General features: G+C 66.5%; 1 protein-coding gene. It reads left to right on the top strand.

What is annotated here, in order from left to right; translation table 11 throughout:
* Positions 1–1,673, top strand: a 1,673-nt coding sequence (locus tag D8S75_RS17210) for an electron transfer flavoprotein-ubiquinone oxidoreductase (RefSeq protein WP_232829097.1), incomplete at both ends; no start/stop codon positions are given.

Genomic DNA, 1,673 nt, shown 5'->3' with positions numbered 1-1,673 from the left:
ATCCTCGCCCAGTTCGGCCCCCGAGAGTCCATGGAATACGACGTGGTGGTGGTCGGCGGCGGCCCCGGCGGCCTGGCCACGGCCATCCGCCTCAAGCAACTGGCCACCGAGCGCGGCAAGGACATCTCGGTCGTGGTGCTGGAGAAGGGCTCGGAGCCCGGCGCGCACATCCTCTCGGGCGCCATCATGGACCCCAAGGCACTGAACGAACTCATCCCCGACTGGAAGGAAAAGGGTGCCCCCCTGAACCAGCCCGTCACCGATGACGCCTACATCTTCCTGGGCGAGAAGTCGTCCTTCCGCGTGCCCAACATGTTCCTGCCGCCGTTCGCGCACAACCACGGCAACTACATCGTCAGCCTGGGCGCGGTCACCAAGTGGCTGGGCGAGCAGGCGGAAAGCCTCGGCGTGGAAATCTTCCCCGGCTTCACCGCCGCCGAGGTGCTCTACAACGACGATGGCTCGGTCAAGGGCGTGGCCACCGGCAACGTGGGCCTGGGCAAGGATGGCGAGCCCACCGACAACTTCCAGCTCGGCATGGAACTGCTGGGCAAATACACCGTGTTCGCCGAAGGCGCGCGCGGCCACCTGGGCAAGCAGCTCATCGCCCGCTACAAGCTCGACGAGAACCGCGACCCGCAGAGCTTTGGCATCGGCATCAAGGAGCTGTGGGAGATCGACCCCGCGCGCCACCAGCCCGGCTTCGTCATGCACACCGCCGGCTGGCCCATGGAGAACGACACCTACGGCGGCGCCTTCCTCTACCACCTCGAAGGCAACAAGGTCGCCCTGGGCTTCGTCACCGGCCTGGGCTACACCAACCCCTACCTGAGCCCCTTCGAGGAATTCCAGCGCTGGAAGACCCACCCCAACGTCCGTTACTACCTGGAGAACGACCAGGGCGAGGTCACCGCCAAGCGCCTGTCGTATGGCGCGCGCGCCATCAACGCCAGCGGCCTCAACTCCCTGCCCAAGACCGTGTTCCCCGGCGGCGCGCTCATCGGCTGCGACGCGGGCTACCTCAACGTCAGCCGCATCAAGGGCAGCCACGCCGCCATCAAGACCGGCATGCTGGCGGCCGAGGCCGCCTACGAGGCCGTCACCGCGGGGCGCCAGCACGACGAACTCAGCGCCTACCCCAAGGCGTTCGAGGCCAGCTGGCTGCACACCGAGCTCAACAAGGACCGCAACTTCAAGAACTGGTTCAAGTACGGATTGACCGTGGGCACCGTGATGAACGGCTTCGAGCAGTTCGTGCTGCGCGGCCACATCCCCTGGACACTGCACCGCGCCAAGGCCGACCACGAGTACCTCAAGCCGGCCAGCCAGTGCAAGCCGATCGACTACCCCAAGCCCGACGGCAAGCTGACCTTCGACCGCCTCTCCAGCGTGTTCATCAGCAACACCAACCACGAGGAGAACCAGCCGGCGCACCTGACGCTCAAGGACGCCAGCGTGCCGGTGAAGATCAACCTGGCCCAATACGCCGGCCCCGAGAGCCGCTACTGCCCGGCCGGGGTGTACGAGTTCGTGCCCGACGAGGCGGCGGGGGGCAACGCCCAGCGCCTGCAGATCAATGCGCAGAACTGCGTGCACTGCAAGACCTGCGACATCAAGGACCCGACGCAGAACATCGTGTGGGTGACGCCCGAGGGGGGCGGTGGGCCCAACTA

It is taken from the genome of Simplicispira lacusdiani (assembly GCF_003604195.1).
Classification (GTDB): Bacteria; Pseudomonadota; Gammaproteobacteria; order Burkholderiales; family Burkholderiaceae_C; genus Simplicispira; species Simplicispira lacusdiani.
The sequence above is the reverse complement of the archived record's forward strand: the minus strand, read 5'-3'. Positions and strand labels throughout refer to the sequence as shown.